11 protein-coding genes are annotated in these 21,564 nt (G+C 61.5%); 6 read left to right on the top strand and 5 right to left on the bottom strand.

Features of this window, described 5'->3' with window-relative positions; all coding sequences use genetic code 11:
* Positions 1–53 precede the first annotated feature (53 nt).
* On the top strand, positions 54–806 hold the full coding sequence (locus D0Y96_RS03655) for an SDR family NAD(P)-dependent oxidoreductase (protein ID WP_117298039.1): 753 nt from the start codon (positions 54–56) through the stop codon (positions 804–806).
* Positions 807–836: 30 nt separating this feature from the next.
* Here D0Y96_RS03655 and D0Y96_RS03650 read toward each other — a convergent pair whose 3' ends face one another.
* Both D0Y96_RS03650 and D0Y96_RS03645 read right to left on the bottom strand, forming a co-directional pair.
* Positions 837–3,836, bottom strand: a complete 3,000-nt coding sequence (locus tag D0Y96_RS03650; protein WP_158562159.1) for a TonB-dependent receptor — start codon at positions 3,834–3,836, stop codon at positions 837–839.
* 319 nt (positions 3,837–4,155) lie between these two features.
* Positions 4,156–4,944: an IclR family transcriptional regulator gene (locus D0Y96_RS03645; RefSeq protein ID WP_117297943.1), complete on the bottom strand. Its 789-nt coding sequence runs from the start codon at positions 4,942–4,944 to the stop codon at positions 4,156–4,158.
* A 264-nt stretch (positions 4,945–5,208) separates the two neighbouring features.
* Here D0Y96_RS03645 and sseA point away from each other — a divergent pair, with 264 nt between their 5' ends.
* On the top strand, positions 5,209–6,048 hold the full coding sequence (gene sseA, locus D0Y96_RS03640; protein ID WP_117297942.1) for a 3-mercaptopyruvate sulfurtransferase: 840 nt from the start codon (positions 5,209–5,211) through the stop codon (positions 6,046–6,048).
* 92 nt (positions 6,049–6,140) lie between these two features.
* Here the strand turns inward: sseA and D0Y96_RS03635 are convergent, their stop codons facing one another.
* On the bottom strand, positions 6,141–6,638 hold the full coding sequence (locus D0Y96_RS03635; protein ID WP_117297941.1) for a methylated-DNA--[protein]-cysteine S-methyltransferase: 498 nt from the start codon (positions 6,636–6,638) through the stop codon (positions 6,141–6,143).
* Positions 6,639–6,689: 51 nt separating this feature from the next.
* Positions 6,690–8,186, bottom strand: coding sequence for a DNA-3-methyladenine glycosylase 2 (locus tag D0Y96_RS03630; protein ID WP_117297940.1), 1,497 nt, complete (start codon positions 8,184–8,186; stop codon positions 6,690–6,692).
* Between the two features lie 351 nt (positions 8,187–8,537).
* Between D0Y96_RS03630 and D0Y96_RS20655 the strand changes: the two genes are divergently transcribed.
* The 4 genes from D0Y96_RS20655 to D0Y96_RS03610 are packed head-to-tail and all read left to right on the top strand — an operon-like array spanning position 8,538 to position 19,994.
* Entirely contained in the window at positions 8,538–9,710 is a 1,173-nt protein-coding gene (locus D0Y96_RS20655; protein WP_117297939.1) for a cellulose synthase operon protein YhjQ/BcsQ, read from the top strand.
* Positions 9,644–14,107 (top strand): UDP-forming cellulose synthase catalytic subunit, encoded by a 4,464-nt coding sequence (bcsA, locus tag D0Y96_RS03620; RefSeq protein WP_117297938.1) that lies wholly within the window; start codon positions 9,644–9,646, stop codon positions 14,105–14,107. Before D0Y96_RS20655 ends, bcsA begins: the two co-directional genes overlap by 67 nt.
* Positions 14,104–15,234 carry a cellulose synthase complex periplasmic endoglucanase BcsZ gene (gene bcsZ / locus D0Y96_RS03615; RefSeq protein ID WP_117297937.1) on the top strand — a complete coding sequence of 377 codons (1,131 nt, stop codon included), beginning with the start codon at positions 14,104–14,106 and terminating at the stop codon, positions 15,232–15,234. The genes bcsA and bcsZ overlap by 4 nt, the downstream gene beginning before the upstream one ends.
* The gene (locus tag D0Y96_RS03610; protein ID WP_117297936.1) at positions 15,222–19,994 is read left to right on the top strand and encodes a cellulose synthase subunit BcsC-related outer membrane protein; all 4,773 of its coding nucleotides are present in this window, start codon (positions 15,222–15,224) and stop codon (positions 19,992–19,994) included. Before bcsZ ends, D0Y96_RS03610 begins: the two co-directional genes overlap by 13 nt.
* A gap of 38 nt (positions 19,995–20,032) precedes the next feature.
* Here D0Y96_RS03610 and D0Y96_RS03605 read toward each other — a convergent pair whose 3' ends face one another.
* Positions 20,033–21,529 (bottom strand): CehA/McbA family metallohydrolase, encoded by a 1,497-nt coding sequence (locus D0Y96_RS03605; protein WP_117297935.1) that lies wholly within the window; start codon positions 21,527–21,529, stop codon positions 20,033–20,035.
* Positions 21,530–21,564 lie beyond the last annotated feature (35 nt).

Below are 21,564 nucleotides of genomic sequence, written 5' to 3'. Positions count from 1 at the left end.
GATTTATGATTTATAGCTGCAGTGCAGGTCACTCTATGGGGAACGAGCACAGGATGAATCAGATCGACTTGAAGAACCGGATCGCCATTGTTACCGGAGCAGGCCAGGGAATTGGATTTGCCATCACCCAGCGGCTGATCCAGTCGGGAGCAACCGTCTCGCTGTGGGATCGCGATCAAAGCGTTCTGGAAAGAGCCATCTCGCAGCTCTCGCCCACCGGCAGCGTTGAGCCCCGAACGATTGACGTGACCGATCCCTCATCGGTCGATCGCGGAGCGCAGGCCGTGGTCGAAAAGTTTGGGCGGGTCGATATTCTGGTGGCCAACGCGGGCATTGCGGGCCCAAACCACACTACGTGGGAATATCCGGTCGAAGACTGGCATCGGGTGATCAACATCAATCTGAACGGCGTATTTCTCTGCTGCCGCGCTGTTCTTCCCCACATGCTTCGTCAGAATTACGGACGCATCGTCAATATCGCATCCATCGCCGGCAAGGAAGGAAATCCAAACGCATCGGCATACAGCGCCTCCAAGGCCGGCGTGATTGCGCTGACAAAATCCCTGGGCAAGGAAACAGCGAAGAGCAACATTGCCGTCAACTGCATCACACCGGCGGCAGCACGCACCGCAATCTTCGATCAGATATCCCAGGAGCACATCGATTACATGCTCGGCAAGATCCCTCGCGGCCGCTTTGTCGAGGTAGATGAAATCGCTGCGATGGTTGCATGGCTCGTGTCCGATGAAAACTCATTCACCACCGGCGCCGTCTTCGATGTAAGCGGAGGCAGAGCGACCTATTAGAATGCCGCGGCTCCGCTTTTCTCCAGCACGCTAAAACTGAATCTTCAGCGCAAACTGCATCTGTCGGGGAGTTCCCGTGCCGACCGGGCCGGCATTGACCACGCTGACGATCTGGCCGAAGGTGCTGGTCGAGGAGTCAGCCAGCGGCAGGCTCCACTGTGCGCGGTTGAACAGATTGAACGCCTCGCCGCGGAACTGTACCTGCGCACGGTCTCCCAGTGGAATCTCGCGCAGCACACCCAGGTCAGCCTGCCACAGGCCGGGTCCGCGGTCGACATTGCGCGGGGTATCGCCGTATTCGGAATCCGGCACAGGCACGAAGGCCGACGCATTGATCCAGTTGAGACGCGTGCGGCCGCCAGCCGGCGTGAGCGAAGTGCCGGCAACGCGATCGGGGCGCTGGCTCGTGGTATATCCCGTAGCGACGGAGCTGCTGGAGCGGTCTTCCGTGATGTTGATCGGCAGACCGGAGCGCGCCGCAACGATGCTCGTGAGCGACCACGATCCGAAGACAGTTCCGGCAAAGCCGGGTGTATTCAGAAAAGCGCGCCCTCGCCCGAAGGGAAGGTCATAGACCGCATTTACATTCAGACCATGACGCACATCGAAATCTCCCGAGGCCCGCTCGCACGAAGGACAGGCAGGGTTCTGCGGAAAGTCGGAATCACCGCCCCCGGCCGCATCCTGATCGATCTCATGTGACAGCGTATAGTTCGCCGAGACGAGCAGCCCGCGTGTAAAGGTGCGTCGCAGGCTGAGAACCACTCCTTCATACGAGCTGCTGTTGCGGTTGCCGCGCCCCTGTATCTGCCCGAAGACGGGGTACGGACGCAGCCCCGTCACCGGATCTTTAAGGTTGATGTAAGTCGTATCGAGCAGGTAGGTTCCTTTGCTGCCCACATACGAGAGCGTGCCGACAACGCTGCCCGGCATCGCCTGCTGAACAGACAGGCCCCACTGCGTGACATACATATCTTTGCGGTTGCGGTCGGCCTCTCGCGCCGCGACAATGCCCGGAACGCTGCTGAGAAAGGGCGTCACCGGATAGCTAAGTCCGGCAATGGAGTTGAGCGAGTACTGTTTGATCTCATTGCTGATCGGGAAGTTCTGATCGTCGAGCTGTCCGTCACCGTGATAGATGCCGAAGCCGCTGCGGATCACGGTTTTATTCGCGAAGCGCGCCGGTGCCCAGGCGATGGAAAGCCGCGGATCGATATCCAGCGTGTTTGGATTGCTGAAGCTCGCGCCGGCCGGGCAAAATCCCTGCGGCCCGCATGTGCTGAATTCGAAGGGAACAGCGCGGCCCAGCATTTCGTGGAAGACGTTATAGAAGGTGTAGCGCACGCCCTGGTTGAGCGTCAGGTTTGGGCGCAGCTTCCACTCATCCTGAATATAGGAGTAGACCTCCGTCTTGCGCAGACCATTCACGGGCAGCTCGGCTGCATAGGTCGCTGAGCTCACCGCGTTGTTCTGAAAAGAAGATGCAGAGCTGAAGGTGATGGTGCCGTTCGGCGTGTTTCCCTGGTTCAGCTGGATGCGCCGCACCTCTACGCCGCTCTTGAGCGTGTGGGTTCCTCGGCTCCATGTCAGGTTATCGATATAGGAAAACGAGTTGCCGACACCGAGTTTGTATTCGTTCCCGGAAAGCGTCGTGAAGCCGGAGACCGAGATGGCATAAGGGGTTTGCAGCACGCTTTGATCCGTGGTGTACACATTGCCGCGGTTGAAGCCGACTTTCGATTCGTTGATCAGGTGCATGGAAAAGACATGCAGAAACTCCGCCTCGCCGTTCACCGGGCGCGAAGTGACAAGCTGCCTGTCATTGAGATAGGTCGAGCTCTCCGCCATCGGCGCGTCGCTCGCGGAAGCATCGAAATTAAATCGCAGGTACGCCGAGTCACTCTCTGTAAAGCGATGATCAAGCCGCAGAACCGCCGAATCCTCATGATCGAGCTGGCGTCCTGAGCCGGTAAACACGGCCACCTGCGGATCGCTCTCCGACTCGATGCTGCCATGTGGATAAGCCCCCAGAATCGGGACCAGCGCGGGGCTGGTCTCCGAGACCTGCGCGCGAAATGAATCGCTCGGCACCAGGCCGGTGAGCGTCTGGCCCAGTACCTGGCGCAGTCCTTCATATGTGGCGAAGTAGAACGTCCGATTGTGGCGAACGGGGCCGCCGAGGCTGCCGCCGAACTGGTTCAGGCGAAATGCCGGTTTGCGTATTCCTGCGGGATCGAGCGGGCTGTGCGCGTCGAAGACATCGTTGCGCAGAAATTCGAAGAGCTCGCCGTGCAGCTCGTTTGTGCCCGTCCGCGAGACTACGGCGATCTGGCCTCCCGGCGTGCTTCCGTCTTCGGCGGTAAACAGCATCGTATCGATGCGAAACTCTTCAATCGCCGCTGTCGGAATCGCCAGCCGCACAAAAGGCTGCTGCGCCTGGTTCACGATATTCGTCGCATCGATGCCGTCGTACGTGAAGTTGTTATCGTCCAGCCCGCGCCCGGCGAAGCGGATGCTGCGCTGATTGCTGCCTCCCGTATCGACTGCGCCCGGAACCAGCGCCGTCAGCGTCGACCAGTTTCTTCCGTTCAGCGGAAGCTGCCGCACCTGCTGCTGCTCGATGCGCGCGCCAAGCGTGTCAGAAGTTCGGTCAAACTGGTCGCCCACGTCGGAGACCTGAACGTGCTCTGCGCCGCCGGAGACCGAAAGCATCACGTCCAGCGTCCGCGTGTGGCCCACCGTCTGCTCCACCGCATCGATCACGTTATCCCGAAAGCCGCGCGCGCTGTAAACCACGCGGTAGAAGCCTATGGGAAGCTCGGCAAGATCATAGGTGCCGCTGGCTGAAGTCGTCGTCGTGAACTGCTGCCCGGTGGCAAGCTGCGTTGCCGTCACCGTCACCCCGGGAATGTTTCGATCCGCGGGGTCTTTTACGGTTCCGGTAAGGCTGGCACGGTCGACCTGCGCAGCGCCACGTCCGGCAAAGCACGTCACAATGACGGCGATCAGAAAAAATATACGACGCGGCATATTGGTCTCTTTATTTACGATCTGTTCTCGTGTCGATTCGCGAAGCAAGTCGCCTGTACCGGGCATGCATGCGCTGCGCAAATCAACTCATGCAAAGATGCTAAGGAATGCTCTGGCCCATTGCGTTACGGACAGATAAAAGCTGTCTCGGTCCACGCTCTGGCCGCAATCCGCTTCAGCCATCATCGTCCTTCGTCGTGGATGGCACCTCCGGCGGAAATAGAACGCGCCGGAGCCTGACTCAAATCTGACTGAGGAAATGTGTTGCGATCCTGCTGTGTTATTGAGCGGGAAGGGAGCTATATTCCGTTGTGGCAGGTTACTCGTCTTCCTGCAGCGCGGCCAGAATCTCTCCTAACTTGATGGCTACATCGGAGACTCGTTCCGCGTTGATGCGGTTTGCTTCCGGCGTTACGCGAAGAATCGGCGCGGAGATGCCGATCGAGCCGATGATCTCCCCGCCCACGCGGATCGGTGCCGCAATGCAGCGCAGGTCCGGCGAAAACTCCGCATCGTCGATGGCGAAGCCCTGCCTGTTGATTACGGAAAGATCTTTGACGATCTCTGCAAGGGTCGACAGCGTGCCTTCTGTATATTTGCGCAGCGGACGCGTGCCGAACAGCTGCTTCAGCTCATGCTCATCCGCGTCGGCCAGCAACGCCTTGCCGTGCGCCGTGCAGTAAAGCGGCAGAAATTCGCCGATACGGCTTGAGACCGCGACCATATGGTTCGCAGCCGCGCAGTCCACGAACAAAGCCTGCTTGCCCTCGCGGATCGCGATGTGCGCTGTCTCCCTGGTCTGCGACGAGAGCTTCTTCAGCTGGTTGCTGGCCACCTTCACCAGCATCTTGTTCCAGTTGTAGTGATGATGAAGAACCCAGATCGTCGATCCGAGAATGTAGTCTTTCCGCCCCGCGGGCATCGCCAGAAATCCACGGCGTTTGAGGGTATGCAAAAGGCGGAATGCCGTGCTGCGATCGATATCCATCAGCTCGGCTACCTGGCCAAGTGAAACAGGGTGTTCGGTTGCCGCGATGGCCTGCAATATGGCAAGCCCCCGGTCCAGACTCTGCACCGTTGCCACCTGTGCGGTTTTTTTCTCAGGCATGTATTTCCCGGATAAAGTCGTACCGTGCTGTCCTGCATCGACGGTATTTTTGTCTGATTACACGGGGATTGTAGCATTTATATGGACTTGCTCAGACTTTATACGAAGCCGCGCGGCCCGGGCGCCTGCCGCAGCAGAGTAAATGGGCCATCGCCGAAAGTGCTCAGGAAGATATGTTCTCTCGGCGAAGACAGCATCCTCTGAACGTGTAACGATCGTTGGCACAAAAGAAAGAAGCACAAAGACGGACCAGGAGAGTGACGAATGCATCCGATTGTGACACCCGCATGGCTGGCGGAACATCTCAGTGATCGTGATCTTGCCGTCTTCGATGCGACCCTTCCGCCGGTCGGAGCCGTACCCCCTGCCGATACTCACGCGCGGTATCTTGCCGGGCACATACCGGGAGCGATCTTTTTCAATATCGAAGAATTGTCGGATCACTCCACATCGCTGCCGCACATGCTCCCCACGCCTGAGAGATTCTCCCTCAGCATGGCGTCTCTTGGCGTCAGCGATGCGATGTCGATCGTCGTCTATGAGCAGGAAGGCATGTTCTCCGCGCCCCGCGCCTGGTGGATGCTGCGCACCTTCGGTGTGCAGCACGTCAGCGTGCTCGATGGCGGGCTGCGTGCGTGGGTGGAAGCCGGTCTTCCCGTGCAGGCCGGCCCTGTCGATCGCGCGCCTGCTGCGTTTCATGCGCGGCTGAACAGCGCCGCGGTGAAAGACTTCTCCGCGATTCAGCAGATGATCACCGAGCATGCACAGATTCTCGACGCGCGTTCCGCGGGCCGCTTCACCGGAGCATCGCCCGAGCCGCGTCCTGGCCTCAGCTCCGGCCACATGCCAGGCGCGGTCAGCACTCCGTATACAGATCTGCTCGAAGCCGGCCGGTTAAAGCCCGCCGCAAAGCTCCGCGAATACTTCTTCTCCAAAGAGGTGAACCTGGAAGAGCCGATCACCACCACCTGCGGCTCCGGAGTCACAGCCGCCGTCGTCGCGCTCGGGCTTCAGCTTGCCGGAGCGAAGTACATCAGCCTGTACGACGGCTCATGGTCTGAATATGCGCAGCATCCCGAAGCAGTGATCGAAAAAGGTGAATAGCTGGGGCAGTATGCTTCTCTCGCAGACCTTATATAAGGTCTGCCCTTCGCGCTCCCATCTTCCTTCGCCGTCACTCATTGTGCAGATCCGTGTCAGTGGAACAGCCCGCTCTCTTTTCCTTCCAGATGGAGAAGATGAGCCTTCGTCTCCAGTCCGCCCGCAAACCCCGTAAGCTTTCCCGACGATCCGATCACGCGATGGCAGGGCACGATGATGGAGATCGGGTTTCTGCCATTCGCCGCTCCCACCGCCCGCGTTGCCTGAGGATTTCCCAGCCGCTTCGCCAGCTGCGCATAGCTTCGCGTCTCGCCGAAGGGAATAGCCAGCAGCGCCTCCCACACATTCTTCTGAAAGGGAGTGCCTCGCATATCCAGTGCAACCGAAAACGTCCTTCGCTTCCCGGCGAAATATTCCTGAAGCTGCCGCTCCGTTTCAAGAAGCACCGGATGCTGCCCATTCTCCTTAAGCTCATCGAGCCGCACCCGGTTCGGCCTGTCGTTCTGCCACAGCACCGCAACCAGCCCCTCGTCGCTCGCCACCAGCTTCAGCTTCCCCACGGGCGATTCCATCGTTTTGTAAGCAAGGCTCATCGGTTCCTCCTCTTTAATTTCACAGGGCTGCATCGCGCTGCGTCCCGCGCGTCAGCGCAATGCCGGCGTCTGGCTTGCTCCCGCGTTTCCGGCGGCGGCCCACAAGTGCTGCGCCGCATAGGCGCGCCACGGCCGCCAGGCCTCAGCGCGAGCCAGAAGATTCGCCGGCGTCGTCTTCTCTCCAACCACGGAAGCCACGCCGCGAAGCAGTCCGATATCCGCGGCCGGGAAGGCATCCATCTCGCGCACTGCGCGAAGAGCGATGTAGTGCGCGGTCCACTCACCGATTCCGCGAATCGCGCGCAGCCGCGTAACCGTCTCTTCAATGCCGCCGAAGGGGCGAAAGAGATTCGCGTCAGCCACCGATGCCTCGGCAACCGCCTTCAGAGCGGTAAGGCGCGCAGCCGGCATCGCCAGTCCGATCGACGAAGCCGAAGCCAGCGCCTTCGCCGCCGGAAAGGTATGAGACAGACCGGAATGGATACGGAATGGCTCCGGCACAGATTGTCCATGCAGGGCGACGAGCTGCCCGGCCAGCTTTCGCGCGGCCACCACGCTGATCTGCTGACCCAGTACCGCGCGGATCGCGGTCTCAAAGCCGTCCCATCCACCCGGCGCCCGCAGCCCCGGCCGCTGCGCCACCAGAGGCGCCAGCGCCGGATCGCGCGACAGATGATCGTCGATCATCCCGATATCCGCTCCCAGATCGAACAGCCGCCGCACCCGCGCAACGATTGCCGGAAGCGCGCGCACATCGGGGAAGCGGATTCTGACTCCAAGGCTCTGCCGGTCCGGCAGGTGCGTCACCTCCACGCTGCCCGCGGCTCCATCCACTTCTATGGCGCGAAGGTAGCGGCTGTCATCCACTACTTCCGTGCCGGGAATCGCCCGTGCCCGCAGAAAGGCGAGCATATTCTCCCAGTCATAGGGCGGGCGATAACGCAGCCGCAGAAGAACATCGTTCCCCGCGCTCTTTGAAGCGCTTTTCCTGCGCAGCGCGCTGGGAGGGCGCTGAAACAGCTCGCGAAAGGTCTCGTTGAATCGCCGCAGGCTGCCGAACCCGGCGGCCATCGCCACCTCCGTCATCGGCATGCTGGTTTCGTGAATCAGCTGCTTTGCGAAAAGCACCCGCCGCGTCTGTGCCACGGAGACAGGCGGCGCTCCCAGATGCTGAAGAAACAGCCGTCGCAGCTGCCGTTCACCCACCCCCAGACGCTCCGCCAGCCTGTCTACGCTGTTTTCGTCCCCATCCAGCGCCCCCTCAGCAATCAGCGCCAGCGCGCGGGAGACGGTATTCGATGTCCCCCGCCACGAGGCCAGGTCCGGAGCCGTCTCCGGACGGCAGCGCAGACAGGGGCGGAAGCCGGCATCCTGTGCCGCCGCCGCCGAGCCGAAAAACGCGCAGTGCTCAAATTTCGCCGTACGCGCCGGGCAGACCGGCCGGCAATAAATTCCGGTCGACGAGACGCCGACGAAGATCAGGCCATCGAAACGGGTGTCCCGGCTCTGCAAAGCGCGATAACAGACTTCACGGCCAGGCAGTTCCATATACGGATTCTCGCACCCGTAAAAGCAGGAAACTCGCGGTTTTCGGACATGGTCATTTATGCCTGTTCAGGCCTGACAGAAGAATCTCTTTTTCGCTCACAGGGTTTGAGGGGTATTACCATCGATCGGCGAATATTACTCCATGATGACGTAACTGAAATCTACCTCTCATCAGGCTGAGCTGGCAGGAGAAATCCGGAGGGATACTGCAGCAAATTGTTGCCTGGCGCTGTGTAGAAACGATACAGTTACCTCGAGAGTGAAAGGCAGTACCATAGTCACCAAAAGTTACACCGGGCTCGAGATCCGGCTCCATGGATTTGTGCTTGGAACAATGACGAGGATGCCAGGATGGGAGAAGATAAGCACACAGGATTGACGGAAGCCGATGAGCTTGCCCGCGATGTAGCGCGGCTTTATTCATGGGCTCATGTGGAAGACAGCCCTTACCGCAGCTTCTCCAGGAATCGAACCCTGCACCGGAAGGCCGCGATATTATCCCCGGAAAGCCTGGAGGTTGCCGAGTCTGCGGCGGCCACGGCGCTGATCGAAGATATTGATCTGCATCATGACCTGCCCGAGACGGGGAAATCCGTTACCCCATCCCCGGTAACTTGTGCAGATTCTGCCGCTTCCGAGGAAAAAGCTCCGGTTGCCCATGCGCATGCTGCATCTCAGCCTGCTCCCGAAAGGCCGCAGCCGCCTGCTGTGCCGGTCTTCTTTTCCGCCGCCGGCATTCATCCGGGCTCCACTCCCGTGCAGGAAAGCCCTCTGGCCGATGGCAGAATCTATCCTCCCGCCATGGCCATTTACTCGCTGGCCGGCGGAGTAGGGAAGACCACGATCTCCGCAAATCTCGGCCGCATTCTTTGCTCTATGGGCGAGCGCGTTCTCCTCGTCGACGCCTCCGGAAGCGGACTTTTACCCTTCTACTTCGGCTCCAGCGATCTTCGCCCCGGCATTCGTACCTTTGTGGACCCCGACGGGCAATACCCGCCGATGCGGGTCGTGGGCGAGACCGATGGAATCTCTTCGGCGTGGCTCGACGATGCCGTTCGCTCCGCCATGCAGTCGGCGCAGCGGGTTGTCTTCGATCTCGGCCCGGCATCGATGAGCATCCTGCCTCAGATTCTCTGCAAATGCAGTGTCCTGCTCGTGCCGCTGCTCACCGATCTGAACTCCATTCTTACGGTTTCGCGGATTGAAGCCTCCGTCAGCGCCATGCTGGCCAAAGGAATGAATGTTCCTCAGCCTGTATATGTCTTCAATCTGTTCAATGAGCAGAGTCCGAGAGACCAGCAGGCGCGGGAGCTGGTCTCCCGCCAGTGCGGAGATCGTCTTTTGCCCGTCACCATTCATTACAGCCAGGAACTGGATGACGCCATCGCCAGCAGAATGACCGCGGCGGATCATGCACCCGATTCGGAAGTCGTAAACGACTACAGCAGACTGGCAGCATGGCTCAGAAGAGTATCGCCCGTCCGCCAGGGAGCGAGATCTGTTCAGCGGTGGATGGAGCGGTGAAACAGGTACTGGAGCAGTGGAATTCTCTTGGAACCCGATCCAGCCTGACAGCGAGCGTCGCCCGCATCCTTGTTTACGGCATTCTCCTCTTTCTGGCATTTGAGTGCGTCACCATCAATTTCAGATGGCCGGAGCAGGGTGTCCTCGGCATCCTCACCATCCTCCTTGCGTATCTCATTCATCGCATCTCCGACTCCGAAGGCGTCACGCTTGCTCTGATGTTTGCCTCCATGCTGGCGACCGCGCGCTATGCCTGGTGGAGAATCTTTACCGTATCGGAGACCATCGCCTCGCAGGGCATCCTGCACATCGGGCTCGTCAACGTTGGATTCATGCTGCTGCTCCTGTCGGCGGAAGCATACGCGTTTGTCGTTCTGTATCTCGGCTACATTCAGACCATCCGTCCGCTCCACCGGCCGCCGATGCCTCTGCCGAAGAATCTTGAGGAATGGCCACATGTCGACGTTCTGATCCCCACCTATAACGAGCCGCTCTCCGTGGTGCGGTCGACGGCCTTTGCCGCGATGAACATCGACTACCCCGAAGACAAGCTCCATGTCTACGTGCTGGACGACGGACGCCGCGACGAGTTCCGCCGATTCTGCGAAGAAGCCGACATCGGCTACATCACCCGGAAAGACAACAAACACGCCAAAGCCGGCAACATCAATCACGCGCTGAAGGTTCTCGATTCGCCCTACGTCGCCATCTTCGACTGCGATCACGTGCCGACGCGCAGCTTTCTGCAGGTCACGCTCGGCTGGTTCCTGAAGGATGCAAAACTGGGCATGCTGCAGACGCCGCACTTCTTCTACTCGCCCGATCCCTTTGAGCGGAATCTGAATCAGTTCATGGTCATTCCGAACGAGGGAGAGCTGTTTTACGGCGTCCTGCAGGACGGGAACGACTTCTGGAACGCGACCTTCTTCTGCGGCTCCTGTGCCGTTCTGCGCCGCACCGCGCTGAATCAGGTCGGCGGAATTGCCACCGAGACAGTTACAGAAGACGCGCACACCTCTCTGCGCATGCAGATGAACGGGTGGAACACGGCATATATCAACATTCCGCAGGCCGCCGGACTGGCCACGGAGAGCCTGTCCAGCCACGTGGGCCAGCGCATCCGGTGGGCGCGCGGCATGGTGCAGGTGCTGCGGACGGACAATCCTCTCTTCGCGCGCGGTCTCAAATGGCCGCAGCGGCTCTGCTACTTCAACGCGATGATCCACTTCTTCTATGCCGTGCCGCGCCTTGTCTTCCTCACCGCGCCGCTGGTGTACATGCTGCTGGGACACATCAATATTCCGGGGCACTGGCTTGCCATTCTGGCCTACGCCATGCCGCATCTTTTTCTGTCCAACATCACCAACTTCCGGATTCAGGGCAAATTCCGGCACTCCTTCTGGAACGAGGTGTATGAGACGGTCCTTGCTCCGTACATTCTGGGGCCCACGGTTCTGGCTCTGGTCAACCCGAAGCTGGGTAAGTTTAATGTCACGGCCAAGGGCGGCATCGTGAACAAGAGCTACTTCGACTCCCGCATCGCCCGTCCGTATGTATTTCTCATCCTTCTGAACGTGCTTGCGCTGCTGATCGCGCCCATCCGCTTCCTCTACTGGGACGCAGGCCATCCCGGAACGGTCGCGATGAACGTCTTCTGGATTCTCTTCAATATGGTCATTATCGGAACGGCAAATGCCGCTGCCTTCGAAGCGCGGCAGGTACGAACCGATGTCCGCATCAATCTGCACATGCCGGTCGAGCTGCGGCTGCCCGACGGCAGAGTCATCTTCGGCGAATCGCAGGACATGTCGCTCGGCGGCTCGCTGATCCGTCTGGAAGAGCCGCTCATTCCCGCTCAGGACTCCCGCATCCAGGTTGTGTATCCTCTGCGACGCCAGCAGGCAGTCTTCCCGGCCATGATCGTGGGCTCGGACGGCCTCGAGCTGCGCATCAAATACGCGCCGCTCTCTCTCGAAGAAGAAGAGCTTCTCACCCTCGTTCTTTACTCCGGCGCCGATACCTGGCTGAGCCGTGGAGAGCACCGCGAGCCCGATCAGCCGCTGCGCAGCTTCGCGCGTCTCGTCCGCCTCTCCGTGCGGGGCGTCGGTTATGCCCTGGGCACGCTGATTCCGCGTAGAAAAGCGACCGGCATGGCCGCCGCCGGTGCAAGGGCCGCGATGGTTCTGTTCGCGGTGCTGCTTGCCGGCGTAACAGCTCTGCGCGCGCAGACGCCTCAGAGTGCGCCCGCACCGGCGATGGCCTCCGGCACCTTTCACTCCACCTTCTCGCTGAAAGATATCGGTATTCCCGAATCCATCGTCTTTCGCGGTGTCGCCGCCTCGCGCAACATTCCGTTTTCGCTGCCGCAGACGGATGTCGCGCAGCAGGCCACTCTGAAGCTGCAGTACGCCTTTTCTCCCGGACTGATCGCGCAGCTCAGCCATCTGAGCGTCTTTCTCAACGGCACGCTGGTGACGACCATTCCTGTTCCTCAGAACACGGGAAACATCCAGAATGAGTTGAACACCACCATCCCTCTGCCGGCCGAGCTGCTGGTGCGCAACAACGTTCTGGCCTTTGAATTTGTCGGCCACTACACCCAGCAGTGCGAAGACCCCGCGAACACCACGCTGTGGGGCCGCGTCGAAGATACGTCGAGCATCGACGTCAGTGGCTCGCTCCTCGCGCTTGGCGACGATCTCAAGCTGCTGCCGCTGCCGTTTTATGACGGCTCCGTCAGCAGTGCCTCCGCCTCCATTCCCTTTGCCTTTGCCGCCGCGCCTGGCCGTCACACGCTTGAGGCCGCCGGTGTCATCGCCTCCTGGTTCGGAGTGCTCGCAAAATCCAGGCCGCTGAGCTTTCCTGTAACCGTCGGCGGCACACTTCCCAGAGGGAACGTCATCCTCTTCGTGGACAATCCGTCCGCGATGCCCGCCGGCCTGAACATCGTGACCGCCGGACCCATCGTGGCCGTGCGTACCAATCCTTCCGATCCCTTTGGAAAGGTCCTCGTCCTTGCCGGAGAAGATCCGGACCAGCTTCTGACCGCGGCCCGCGCCATTGCCATGGGAAATGCGATGCTCCAGGGCAACACCGTCCTGATCAGCGATTTCCAGCTTCCTCCTGCGCGCCAGGCCGACGATGCTCCGCTCTGGCTGCATACGGATCGTGTCTCGTCGCTCTGGGACTACTCGCAGACCGCCGAGCTGCAGAGTGACGGCTCCGGCCCCCTGCCCGTCTACCTGCGTGTGCCGCCGGACATCTATTACGGCGATATGCAGAACCTGCTTCTGCATCTGGATTACCGCTACAACGCCATTTCGCTCGCCAATGCCTCGACCCTTCGTGTCAGCGCCAACGGATCGCTGGCGAACGAGCTGCCGCTGCCGCACCAGAACAACCCGAAGCGGACGCTTTCTTATAACGTCGAGGTTCCGCTGGTCGACATGCGGCCCTTCGCGAACACCTTTCTCTTCAACTTCTACTTCCAGATCGCCAAAATGGGGAACTGCCAGGACACCCCTCCCATCAATCTGCAGGGAGCCATTCTGCGCAGCTCGTTCCTCGATCTTCGCGGCTTCAAGCACTGGGCCGAGATGCCGAACCTGGAGCTCTTTGCCAATGCCGGATTCCCGTTCACCCGCTTCGCCGATCTCTCGCAGACCCGCATCGTTCTGCCCGCCGAACCTGACCCGGCGGAGACCGGGCTTTATCTGGCGCTGCTGGCCTACTTCGGCGAGCAGACCGGTTATCCCGCACTGCGCGTCACCGTTGCCGACCCCACCGGCCTCGCCGCCAACGCTGATTATCTGGTTATCGGCACCCCCGGCGATCAGCCCGCCTTCGCCCAGCTCAATCAGCATCTGCCGGTCGCGATCAAAGAAGACGGCCTCTCGATCAAGGACACCGGCGGCATCTTCTCCGCGATTCGGCATGCCTGGTGGCAGGTCGCGCAGATGCGTCCGAACTGGTGGTGGCGCATGGACGAGTCGAAGGAGCGCGACGGCCTGCTCGAGAGCATCGGCCAGTTTCCGGACGCGCTGCTCGAGGGCATCGAATCTCCCTGGAGCTCCAGCCGCTCCGTCGTGACCATCACTCTCCGCAGCCCGGACTCCGCCGCTCCCTTCGCGGCCGCCTTCTGGAAGTCCTCGATGTCCGGCGACATCGGCCAGTCGGTCAGCGTCCTGCACGGAAGCGAGTTCTCCTCATACCGCCTGGGCGACAAGGTCTATCACGTCGGCCGCCTGCCCTGGTGGTCGTATGTACGTTACTGCCTGCGGGCGTTCCCGTGGCTGATCGTGGTTCTCACCTTCGTTCTCGGCCTCTTCATCGTTCCCTGGGCGAAGATGTGGATCGACCGCCGTTCCCAGGCCCGCTTAAAGGCGCAGCAGATATGAGATCGCTTCTGCTGTCCCTGGCATGGATCGGCCTCCTCGGCGCGCCGCTCGCCCAGGCGCAGAGCGGCTGGCCGTACTGGGATCACTACGCCGCGCGCTTTCTCAACTCGCAGGGCCGTGTCATCGATCCCGACCGCAACTCCATGACCACGTCCGAGGCCCAGAGCTATGCGATGTTCTTTTCTCTGGTCGCCAACGACCGTGACTCCTTCGAGCGGATCGTCAGATGGACCGGGCAGAATCTGGCCGACAACGATCTGGCAAAGAACCTGCCCGCCTGGAGCTGGGGGCATAAGGATGACGGCTCCTGGGGTGTGCTCGATCCCAACTCAGCCGCCGATGCCGATCTCTGGATCGCCTACAGCCTGATCGAGGCAGGAGAGCTGTGGCATCAGCCGGACTACGATAAAACCGGCCGGGCGCTGCTGTCGCTCATCGTGCGTGAGGAAGTCTCGACTATCCCAAATGTCGGCACGGTCCTTCTGCCGGGCCGCACCGGCTTTCATACTGAGGCGGGCCGCTGGATTCTGAACCCGAGCTATCTGCCCCTTCCGCTGCTCACCGCCGCCGATCACTTTGCCCCGGGAGGGCCCTGGCGCCAGATGGCTCAGGCTCTTCCCGGCTGGCTGCAGCAGACAAGTCCTGCAGGCTATGCCATGGATTGGGTAGAATGCGGCGTGAAAAGCTGTTTCCCGGCAGGCGGACCGGCTGGAGGAACAGCGCGTGGCAGCTACGACGCCATACGCGTCTATCTCTGGGCTGGAATGACGGACCGGCAGACACCGGAAGCCGCTCGTCTCGAGAAGGTGTTTGCGCCCGCGTTTCAGTATGTGAAGACGCATCCTGCGCCGCCTGAAATCGTGGCCGCCGACGGCAATGTGGTCAGTGCGTCGGTCCCGGTAAGCTTCTCGGCCGTTTTTATACCTTTTTTCAGAAGTTCCGGAGACCGGGTGACTGTGAGCCGTCTGGAACAAAATGTTTTAGCTCAGTTCGACCCGTCAAGCGGGCTGCTCGGCACTCCGCCACGGTACTACGACCAGAATCTCGCACTCTTTGTCTTTGGCTGGCAGGAACAGAAGTTTCGGTTCGCTCCGGACGGAACACTGAGGGTCCCATGGAAAAAGTAAACCGCAACGTTTGCCGGAAGCTCCTGCTGGCCGTTGTTTCGGCAGGACTGATCCTTCCCTCTGCTTCGCTCTTCGCGCAGGGCCCCGCGGAAAGAATGCTGCTCGACAAAGCGCATTCGCTCGCCACCGGTGGTCACCTCGACATCGCCGTCCAGACCTGGCAGCAGGTGCTGCTCGCCGATCCGAACAATCGCGAAGCCCTGCTTGGCATCGCCAAAGCCGATATGCAGCTCGGCAAAACCGACGAAGCGAAAACCTACCTTGACCGTCTGCGCGCCGCCGGAGGCAATGCCGCCGATATCTCTCAGATCCAGGCCATGCCCAGCCTGAAGACGCAGTCGGCACAGGTCATCGAGGCCGGACGCCTGGCCCAGGCCGGCCGGTATGCCGATGCGATGCGCATCTATCGTAATCTCTTTGGCGACAATCCTCCTGCCGGAAACAACGCCCTCGCCTACTACGACACCGAAGCCGCGATTCCCGAGGAGCGGGCCCGCGCGATCGAAGGGCTGCGCCGGCTGTCGAAGCAGTTTCCCGCCGATTCTTCTTATGCCGTCACCCTGGGCCGCGTCCTGACCTACGACGCCAAGACCCGCACCGAAGGAATCGCCATCCTCCGCCGCTATGACAGCGTGCCCGCCGCGAAAAACGCCCTGCAGCAGGCCGAGGTTTGGAATGCCGGAGCGCAGAACGCCGCAGCGGCGTCCGAAACAGCCGGTGAGCGTGAACCCGCTCCGAAGGTTCCCGCCGGTGATCCGCTGGAGGCTGCGGCTTATCGCAATCTCAACGCCGGCCGCCTCGACGAGGCCAGGCAGCAGTTTCAAAGCCTGCTCGACCGGAAGCCCGGCAACGCCCGCGCTCTCAGCGGCCTCGGCTATATCGCCATGCGCCAGCAGAACTTTGCCTCCGCTGCCGATTACCTCGAGCGCGCTCAGGCAGCCGGAGAAAAAGGACTGGAAGGCGCGATTGGCACGGCTCACTTCTGGCAGAAGATGACGCAGGTCGGTGCCGCCCTGAAAGCCGGCGACACCGCATCGGCGACCGACGGTTATCGGGCCGCTCTTGCTCTCAGGCCTTCGAGCGCGGATGCTCTGGAGGGCCTCGCCGGCGCGCTGACGCAGTCGGGCGATTACGCCGAAGCAGCCGACACCTTTGAGCGAGCCGTACATGCCGCACCTTCGCGCCCGACAGCGTGGCTGGGCCTGTTCCTCGCGCAGTCTTCCGCCGGCAACGCCCAGGCGGCACTCGATGTCAGCGACCGCATGCCCGCCGCCGTTCGCGCGCAGCTCGCCGGCAGCAATCCGGATTATCTGCGCGCCCTCGCGCAGGACGACCTCGCGCTGGGCCGCAAGGCTGACTCCGATCGCGTTATCCAGAAGGCGCTGGCCCTGCCTTTCCCGAACGAAGGCCGTGATATGCCCGTGCAGAAGCAGATGCAGTACGCGGGCCTTCTGCTGACCGCGAAAAAATACGAGCCCGCCATCCGGCTCTACCGCCAGGTGGTCGCGCAGGACCCCGAAAACTCCGGCGCCTGGCTTTCGCTGATCGCCGCTCAGCATCAGACCGGCGACGATGACGGCGCGCTGGCCACCGTGGGCAGCATGCCCCAGTCCGTCTTCGACCAGCAGCAGAACAGCCCCTCCTTCCTCGTGCTCATTGGTTCGATCTACCAGTCGCACCAGGAGTGGAGCCGCGCGCAGAAATACCTTGAAAAAGCGATCTCTCTCCAGCCGCCGGCGCAGTCCGCCATCGAGCTGCAGCTCGCCGATGTCTATTCGGCCGAGGGCGATCAGCAGAAGGCCTCCGTCATCTATCTTCGCGAGATCAACCGGAACCCCGTCAGCCAGCAGGCATGGCGCGGGCTGCTCAATGCGCTGCATTCCATGAACCGTGACCGCGAGGCATTCCGTGAGCTCGCTTCTATGCCGGAATCCGTTCGCCTGCGCCTCGAAGAAGATCCTGCCTACCTGCAGACGCTCGCCTCCATTCAGTCCGGAATCGGCCAGACGCAGACGGCGCTGAAGACCTTTGCGCAGATCGCCCGCATCTACAGCGATCAGAATGCGGACGAGCCGGTCGACACGCAGACTCAGTACGGCTGGCTGCTGCTGAAGGCGGGTGATTATGCAAAGCTCTACACCCTCGTCTCCGGCCTCGCCGGTTTTCCCGACATGACCAACAGCCAGCTCGCGGAGTTTCACCGCCTGTGGAGCACCTGGAGCGTGCAGCAGGCCAATGCTCTGCTGGCCGCCGGAGATCAGCGCCGCGCCCTGGCCATTCTCGTCTCCGCCGCCGAAACCTTCCCCAAAAATCCTGATATCTATAACGCGCTCGCCGCGGTGTATCTCAAGGCCGGACAGCCGAAGCAGGCCGTGGCCATCTACGCCACCTTCGACATGGATCACGCCACGCTGCCGCAGTGCCAGGGAGCCATCGGCGCAGCGCTCGCCGCCCGCGACATGAATCACGCCCAGGCGTGGCTTCAGAGCGCGCTCGACCGCTTCAGAAGCGATCCCACCATTCTGAAGATGGCCGCTCAGTACGAGCAGGCGCGCGGAAACAACGACCGTGCCGCCGCCTATTACCGCGCGGCCCTGCAGGCCATGGGGCCTTCGTCGCCGGCGGATATCTTCATGCAGCCCGGCAATCCCGGCAATCCGGCTCTGCCTGGAAATCAGCCCTCCCCGGGCCAGCGGCTTATGCAGCTTCTGGCTCCGGGTGCGCACGCATCGCGTCTGAGCGAGCCGTCTGAGGGAGCACAGCCCGATCGCAATCTCGACATCTCCTGGCAGAATGCGCCCGAAGCACATGAGCCGACACTGGGTGACTTTGCCCAGTCCGGGCCGGACGCGCAGCCGCTGCGCACCTCCCAGGACCGGGTCTCTTCGCTCAGCGGCTATGCCTCCGAAGATCGTCTCTCCGAAGTTCGTCCCTCCCGGACGAATCCGCAAAGTGCCGGTACCGCCGGCGGCTTCAGCCGCTCCGATGCTCAGGCGCAGCCTGACGATCTCGGGCCTGCGGATGCTTCCGGAATCGAAAGCGCCGACAGCCAAACACGCGCCATGATGCCGGCCGATGAAAGCGGAGCCGATCGCGAAGACGCGCAGCCATCCTACGCGCAGCCCGGAGCTTCGATGCCCGTCGCTTCGATGGATGATATCCCCGCTCCTCCCCGCGCCCGCGCCGTGCAGGACACCGGCAGCGCACACCGCCTGGCCTATATTCCTCTGGAGCGTGACACCGTCTCTTCCTCCGTGGACTACCTCAGGCCGGTCTCCGTCCGCGTGCAGCCCGAGCATCTTCTCACATCGCAGGACAGCACGCCTCTGCCTCTGAGCCGCTCAACCGACGATGCGAACTCCGCCGGCCAGCTTCAGGCCGCCGTCCGCGGCATCAGCGGACAAAATATCAGCGGGCAAAACGGCAATCAGCAGGATGGGCTGCCCGATAATCTTCAGCCCCTGCCCGTGCTGCCTGCGCAGAGCGGCAGCTTCCTGAACGGCTCATCCGCAAACAGCAGCACGCTCTCGTCTGAGCTGCCGCCACTTACCGGTCCCGTCACTCCGGTGAAGCAGCCGAAGACCGAGCGCGAGCAGATTGAAGATCAGCTTGCCGTTCTCCAGGGCGCAGCCAGCGGATGGCTCGGCGGCTCCTCCGGTGTCGACTATCGCAGCGGACAGCCTGGGTATGACCGTCTCGCCATCTACACCGCGCAGATCGAAGGCTCGAACATGCTGGGTCCCGACATACGGACGACGGTGATCGCCCGTCCCGTCATCCTGAACTCCGGCCAGGCGATCAGCAACACAACCTTTCAGGAAGGCACGCTCACCGCAGACAGTGTGCCCTATCTTCAGTCCTCCGCCGGCATTGGTGGAGAGTTCCAGCTGAGAACGCCCTTCTTCGGAGCCAGCATCGGCTATACCCCGCACGGCTTCCTTATTGAAAATGTGACGGGCGGTCTCCTCGTTCATCCTCCGTCCTCGCACTTTACGCTCACCCTTGCGCGCGATCCCATCCTCGATACGCAGCTTTCTTACTCAGGACTGCGCGATCTGGGCAGCCAGTCCGCTACCTATCCTGGCAATGCCTGGGGCGGAGTGATGACCACCGGCGGCGATCTGCAGGTCGCCTTTGGAGACAACCGCTCCGGCTGGTACATCCAGGGCGGAGGCCAGTACATCACCGGTCTGCACGTGCAGGACAATCGCCGCATCGACGGCGATGCCGGTGCCTACTGGGCCGTGTGGCACCGGCCCGAATACGGCAGCCTCAGTCTGGGCATGAACTTCTTCGGCATGCACTACGACCACAACCTCCGCTACTTCACCTATGGGCAGGGCGGATACTTCAGTCCCGCCGCGTACATGCTGGCCGGCATTCCGTTCACCTTCAACGGCCATCGCGGCGTGAAGTTCCATTACCGGCTGACGGGCAGCCTGGGCGTGCAGGCCTTCCAGGAAGACTCGACCCCCTACTATCCGCTCGATCTGGTTCTTCAGACGGAGCGCGGCAACCCCTACTATCCCGAAGCGACGAATGTGGGCGGAAACTACACCCTCGATGCCGAGGGCTCTTACGCCATTGCCGAGCACTGGTACGCGGGCGCCTATCTCGACTTCAACAACAGCCGCGACTACGCCAGCAACAAGGTCGGCTTCTTCGTGCGGTATATGATCCGGCCTCAGCCTGCCAGCGAAGAGACAGGCCCCACCGGTCTCTTCCCCACGCAGGGCTTCCGTCCGCTGCAGGTTCCGTAAGCGCGCAGGCGCAGTGTCTGTTCGAAGCGCACTGCGCCTCAGTGCGACAGGTACACAGGATTGCCGATCAGCAGCCTGTGTCCCGCATCATTGCGCACCTCCAGCCGAATCCACATGTGCGCTGTGCTTCCGGCCACATCGAGGGCCGTCCGCACATCATTCCCGTGGATCGTCATCTCCGGAGTCGCCGGCTGTTCGACGCCATCGGCAATCAGCGCCAGGCGCGCGCCGTCTGCGCCTTTCACATGTACAGAGATGTGGATCGAAGCATTGTCTTTCACTTCCAGAGCATCGCCCATCATCGCCGTGTGGCCGCCCGCTGTGGCGGAGTACTCCAGCAGGCGATCTCTGGTCCCTTCGGTATCGACAAATACATGCCCCGCGCGGATGCCATCCAGAATGGCCGGCGTCGAGAGATTGTCAGCGTAAACGACCGTCGTCGGATAGCCGATGGAGCCCGGTCCCGGAATCGCGATATCGGCGTCGTGATTGTCGCTTCCGCCGATCGCCGTAAGATGGTTTCCCTCGTTCAGCAGCTTCTCCCAGAAGCCCACGCCGCTTCTGGCGCCATCGGCATTGCGCCCGTTCACCACCTCCACCGCCTGGATCAGGTGATAATCCACCGTGGACTCCGGCAGCCATCCGCATCCCATGCAGTTCTCTCCGCTCGGAGCGGCAGGATGATTGATCGAGATGATCCCGCCGAGCCCCGAGACTCTGCGCAGCATCGCATTCAGATTGGGAACCTCATCCGTCCCGATTCTGAAATCGAGAAATCGCGTCGTTCCGAAGAGATTGGCGTGTCCCTGATACGTCGTGATCTCGCGCCCCGGCATCAGCAGAACACGGTCGAAGTACGGCTGCAGCTCGCGCTCGTCGTCGTAATGCGATTCGGTGTTGTGATCGGTGATGGCGATGAAGTCCAGGCCGCGCGCCGCGGCGTCTTCCACGGTGCGAAAGAGCGGGCAGGGAACCATCCGTCCGTTCTGGCTTTTGCATGCGCCGTCGCTGTGCGCCGTGTGCATGTGAAGATCGCCCCGGTACCATCCTGGGCCGGATCGTACGCGGAGCTGCAGCAGCGGGTCGCGCATCTCCTCCGCAACGGAGCGATCGAAATACACCTGTGCGGAAAACTCCGAGACCACGCCCGGCCGGATATTCGGAACGCCGAGCAGGAGTCTCCATCTGCCGGGTGAGATTGGCCCAGGCAGATATGAGGGCGTCGCATCGGCGAGCGAGAGCGTGAACCCGTCCTTATCGCCGCCGCTCCAGCCGCGAAATCCCTCCGGCCCCTGGATACCCATATCCAGAGCGGTGCGCTGTTCCTGTCCGGTATACGAAAAGCGCATGCTGATGCGCACCGTGCCGGCAGGAACGTCGAATGGGATCGACATCAGATGGTGATAGTCGGTGTAGCGAATCGTCTTCCGAAGCACCAGGTCGGGTTTCGCCGCTGTGCCGGATTGCCCCGCTGCGGGCATGCCGAAGCCGAGGCCGGAAAGAAGGATCAGGATCGCAGGAAAGAATCGCAGCATATCGTCGGATAGCAACTCGGAGTGAAGTTATCGGG

The organism is Paracidobacterium acidisoli (assembly GCF_003428625.2).
Lineage (GTDB): Bacteria > Acidobacteriota > Terriglobia > Terriglobales > Acidobacteriaceae > Paracidobacterium > Paracidobacterium acidisoli.
Note: the sequence above shows the minus strand (reverse complement) of the source record. Positions and strands in the feature narration are given on the sequence as shown.